This is a genomic window from Butyrivibrio sp., assembly GCF_024699075.1.
Genome location: NZ_JAILQF010000143.1, coordinates 1 through 5393, shown reverse-complemented (window position 1 = coordinate 5393; position 5393 = coordinate 1). Strand labels below are relative to the sequence as shown.

Sequence of the window (5393 nt, the reverse complement as noted above, 5' to 3'; positions counted from 1 at the left end):
GTCGATCTTGCCAACTTCTTTACCTTCCATATTTAAAACAGATACGTTAGCCATCTGAATGGTCCTCCTTTCCTTCGTTATGCCTCAACTCTTGTTGTTTCTTTGATAGTAACAAGGCCCTTCTTAGGTCCTGGTACAGCGCCTTTAACAAGAATGAGATTCTTCTCAGCGTCTACCTTTACAACTTCAAGGTTCTGAACTGTAACTCTTACAGCGCCCATGTGACCTGGCATACCTTTACCCTTGAATACACGGCTAGGATCAGAACTTGAACCGTTAGAACCCTGATGACGATGGAACTTTGAACCGTGAGCCATAGGTCCTCTGTGCTGACCATTCTTCTTGATGGCGCCCTGGAAACCTTTACCCTTTGAGATAGCTGTTGCATCGATCTTGTCTCCATCTGCGAAGATGTCTGCCTTGATCTCTGCGCCAAGCTGATAATCAGCTGCATTCTCAAGTTTAAGCTCTCTGACGTATCTCTTGGATGTAACACCGGCCTTCTTGAAGTGACCAGCCTCAGCCTTGTTTACGCCATGTCTGTGCCATACCTGGCCTGCTTCGTAGTTCTTTTCTTTCTTATCTACGAAACCAACCTGAACAGCAGAATAACCGTCGTTTTCCTGTGTCTTGATCTGTGTTACTACGCACGGTCCAGCCTGAAGTACTGTTACAGGAACAAGTGAACCGTCTTCTTTGAAGATCTGGGTCATTCCGACCTTAGTAGCTAAAATAGCCTTCTTCATGTTTTTTACCTCCTGGTTCATCTACAGCGGATGCTTAAACCGTTCGCAATGTCGTTTTATTACTTATATAAGTAATTTCCAGTGTCGCGGCATCATGCGTCTTGCATCATACTAGTAGAGGTTAAAATGTTTAGTAGTTTCTGATGAATTATTTCATCTTAATGTTGATGTAAACACCTGCAGGCATTTCAAGTCTCTGCAGAGCATCAACTGTTTTAGGTGTAGGTGTGATAATATCGATCAGTCTCTTATGAGTTCTCTGTTCGAACTGCTCTCTGGAATCTTTGTACTTGTGTACAGCACGCAGAATTGTTACTACTTCCTTCTTAGTAGGAAGCGGAACTGGTCCTGAAACCTGAGATCCGTTCTTCTTGACTGTCTCGATGATCTTCTTAGCAGATGCATCAACTAACTGATGATCATATGCTTTAAGAGTAATCCTCATTACCTGATTTGCCATAAAAAAAGTCGCCTCCTTTTCGCACTTTTGTTTAAGTACGACAAGCGGTGACTGTACATTCTCCCGTGTGTGTCCTGATTCGCAACCCAAATTACAACTCAGATTTTCACTTCACGTCGTTTCTGCCCATCAATCCATAAGGATTTGCAGCAGACATCATTTGCTTGTACAGTGACTTGTCGTCATGATTTTGTGACTGCTTTGCAGCCCACTGACATTCGCTCCACGGAAAACCCACATCACTGGATAATGTGGCAACCTCACGCTTCAACGCTATCATGTCACAGCACTTGCTAATATATTACTTTTTTTACTGATTTGCAAGTCATTTATATGATTTTTCGTCCAAAATATGTAAAGTAGATTCTATAAATCAATTCTATTGATATTTATTAATCACAATTACTGTTTTTTGTATCATATTTCGATTAATATACTAATTTGCATCATCATTTAAATGATTATTCTGCCTCAGTATATTACCATATATTCAATTTCCTATTTTAATTAGCTTATTTTTGTAATATAATCAGATTCGCTATATTATATATAGTAGATACATGATTAATAAGCTATTGAAATGGAGTTATTATGTGGCTTGCAGAAAATTGGAAAGATTATGAAGTTTTAGATACATCAAATGGAGAAAAGCTTGAACGCTGGGGCAAATATCAGCTTGTTCGTCCTGATCCACAGGTTATCTGGAATACTGATAAGAAGCTTCCTGGATGGAAAAAACCAAACGGACATTATCATAGAAGTAACAAGGGCGGAGGTGAATGGGAATTTCACTCATTACCTGAAGAATGGACTATAAATTATAATTCTCTTACATTCCATCTTAAGCCTTTCAGTTTTAAGCATACCGGACTTTTCCCGGAGCAGGCTGCAAACTGGGACTGGTTTTCAAAACTTATAAGAGAATCAGGACGTGATATAAAAGTTCTTAACCTGTTCGCATATACAGGAGGCGCTACTGTTTCAGCTGCAGCTGCAGGTGCATCTGTTACTCATGTTGATGCAAGTAAGGGTATGGTTACATGGGCCAAGGAAAATGCTGTTTCATCTGGTCTTGGTGATGCAAGCATAAGATGGCTAGTTGATGACTGCACTAAATTTGTTCAAAGAGAAATCCGCAGAGGCAATAAGTACGATGCGATCATTATGGATCCACCTTCATATGGAAGAGGACCAAAAGGAGAAATCTGGAAAATAGAGGAAAGTATTTATCCATTTATTGAACTTTGTTCTCAGGTACTTTCTGATAAACCTCTCTTCTTTTTGATCAATTCATATACTACAGGTCTTCAGCCGGCAGTACTTTCATATATGCTTCATACAGTTCTTGATCCTATTCATAAGGGTAAAGTTGAAGCTGATGAAGTCGGACTTCCTGTTTCTTCTAATGGATTAGTACTTCCTTGCGGAGCAAGTGGAAGATGGACAGCTTTATAAAATAAAAAAACTTAGTGGAACATTTTTCCACTAAGTTTTTTATTGTTTTTTTAATTCCTTAACGAATCTAAATGTCTATTGCATGATTTTTCATATCAAATAGTCATTTCTCTTTTTCTATTATCAGTAAAAAGTTATATACTTTTTACAAAATATTAGACCAGGCTATCTTATAACTTTATTACCTGATACTTGACTCAACAGTCTTTGCAGTTTTCTTTCTTCCTGAATCCTTAGCTGTTGCAGAAGCAATAAATATTGGATCAGACTGCTCTACTTCCACTACCTTTTTTCTGGATTTCTTCTTTTTAGTAGAGTCTTTGTCTTCATCGCTGCCAGAATCTGCTTTATCTTCATCTGTATCTTTGGAAAGCATTTCATTTAGCTGACTGATCTGCTTTTTGGCAGTATCAAGGACGGAACTTATTGATGTTTCAGACCTTGTGACAGTAACTTCTCCCTGGTCTTTTAGATTATCTTCATTGTCTTCTGAGTCTGCAGCACTCTCAATATTACTAAAATCAACCTTTGATTCTTTCTTTTCTTCAAGATTGCTAGCATCAATTCTTTCACGGATCTGCTGCATTCTTCTGTCAATCTGATTGATCATATCAGCAGAAAAGCAAAGATCTTCTGTGATCATCTCAGCATCCTGTATATCTTTTTTATACTTCATCTTATGCTCAAGACTTGCCCAGAAATCCATAGCAATAGTACGAAACTGTACTTCAACAGTCATATATTCCTTGTCATGGGTTAGGAAAATAGGTACTTCAAGAATAAGGTGAAGACTTCTGTATCCACTCATTTTAGGATTCTCAATATAATCCTTAATTTCGAGAAGTTTTACATCATCCTGTGCTTTAAGGCAATCGGCAAGCATATAGATATCATCTATAAATGAACAGATTACTCTGATTCCAGCTACATCACTAATATTATTTTTTATGTTATCTACAGTGAAAGGAAGACCTTTCCTTTGCATTTTTTCAAAAAGACTGATGGGTGCTTTAATCCTGGTCTTGATAGATTCAAAAGGATTACGATTATTGCGAAGAGAAAGTTCCTTATTAAGAACATCAAGCTTCGTTTTGATCTCGTACATTGCACATTCATATTTCATCATTAGTTCCTGGAAATCCTGAATCTGATCAGTCATTCTAAGAAGCTGTTCAATATCTTCCTGAGATATTGATTTTAAATCTGATAATGAAATATTCCCCAGCATTCTTTCAGCTGGTTTTTTATCTCGTTCCATTAATTATTCCCCATATTCAAAAATTTTTATTACTTTATATATGTGTACCCCTAAAATATATTATACGTTAGAAAACTAGTATAATTGTGAAGTTTATATAAAAGTTTATACAAATTATTATTTAAAGCTTAATCATAGCTGCATCTTTGATCTTATGATATAAATGTATATTTTAAGTAAATATGCATATGAAATATTATATTCATCCCTATATAAATTGTACTTCTCTAAAATGAAAAATACCTTAATATTCCCACTTAATAATAAGGCGCAAAAAAAGAGTTCGGATGCATTCACACCCGAACCCTTATTATGTTTTACAAAAGATATGAGTAAAAATTACTCAATGATTGTAGCAACACGTCCTGAACCTACTGTACGTCCGCCTTCACGAATAGCGAATGTAAGACCCTGCTCCATAGCGATAGGGTGAATAAGTTCGATAGACATTGTTACGTGGTCACCAGGCATGCACATTTCTGTGCCATCAGGAAGGTTACAAACACCTGTAACGTCTGTTGTTCTGAAGTAGAACTGAGGACGATAGTTGTTGAAGAAAGGAGTATGACGTCCACCTTCATCCTTTGTAAGAACGTAAACCTCAGCTGTGAACTTCTTGTGGCAAGTAACTGTTCCAGGAACAGCTACAACCTGTCCTCTTTCGATCTCTGTACGATCTACACCACGAAGAAGGATACCTACGTTATCACCAGCTTCAGCGTAGTCAAGAGTCTTACGGAACATCTCGATACCAGTTACAACTGACTTCTTTGTCTCTTCCTTGATACCAACGATTTCGATTTCGTCGTTAAGGTGGAGCTGACCTCTCTCAACACGACCTGTAGCAACTGTACCACGACCTGTGATTGTGAATACGTCCTCAACAGGCATAAGGAAAGGCTTGTCGATCTCACGAGCAGGATCAGGGATATAAGAATCAACTGTATCCATAAGCTCAACGATCTTGTCACCCCATTCGCACTTAGGATCCTCAAGAGCCTTAAGAGCTGAACCACGGATGATAGGTGTATCATCGCCAGGGAACTCGTACTCGTTAAGAAGGTCTCTGATCTCCATCTCAACAAGGTCAAGAAGTTCAGGATCATCAACCATATCGCACTTGTTCATGAATACAACGATGTAAGGAACGCCTACCTGACGAGCAAGAAGAACGTGCTCCTTTGTCTGAGCCATAACACCGTCTGTAGCAGCAACAACGAGGATAGCGCCATCCATCTGAGCTGCACCAGTGATCATGTTCTTTACATAATCAGCGTGGCCAGGGCAGTCAACGTGTGCATAGTGTCTGTTGTTTGTCTCATACTCGATGTGAGCAGATGAAATTGTTATTCCACGTGCCTTTTCTTCAGGTGCCTTATCGATCTGATCGAAAGCTACTGCTTCGCCACCCTGTCTGTCAGCAAGAACTGCTGTGATAGCAGCTGTAAGAGTTGTCTTACCGTGGTCAACGTGT

4 protein-coding genes and 1 pseudogene are annotated in these 5393 nt (G+C 38.7%); 1 reads left to right on the top strand and 4 read right to left on the bottom strand.

Translation table 11 applies throughout. The annotated features are described in order from the left end of the window. Positions 1–77 precede the first annotated feature (77 nt). The gene (rplC, locus tag K6G87_RS05635) at positions 78–746 is read right to left on the bottom strand and encodes a 50S ribosomal protein L3 (RefSeq protein ID WP_022754382.1); all 669 of its coding nucleotides are present in this window, start codon (positions 744–746) and stop codon (positions 78–80) included. A gap of 148 nt (positions 747–894) precedes the next feature. Beyond that, the gene (gene rpsJ, locus K6G87_RS05630; protein ID WP_022754383.1) at positions 895–1206 is read right to left on the bottom strand and encodes a 30S ribosomal protein S10; all 312 of its coding nucleotides are present in this window, start codon (positions 1204–1206) and stop codon (positions 895–897) included. A gap of 591 nt (positions 1207–1797) precedes the next feature. On the opposite strand from rpsJ, the gene K6G87_RS05625 reads away from it, so the two are divergent. Continuing rightward, positions 1798–2661, top strand: a complete 864-nt coding sequence (locus tag K6G87_RS05625; RefSeq protein ID WP_296834830.1) for a class I SAM-dependent methyltransferase — start codon at positions 1798–1800, stop codon at positions 2659–2661. A 532-nt stretch (positions 2662–3193) separates the two neighbouring features. Here K6G87_RS05625 and K6G87_RS19910 read toward each other — a convergent pair. Then, positions 3194–3820: pseudogene (locus tag K6G87_RS19910) on the bottom strand (GTP pyrophosphokinase); the annotation flags it as partial. 438 nt (positions 3821–4258) lie between these two features. Further along, positions 4259–5393 (bottom strand): elongation factor Tu (gene tuf, locus K6G87_RS05615; RefSeq protein ID WP_296834828.1); only part of this gene is annotated, 1135 nt, incomplete at its 5' end.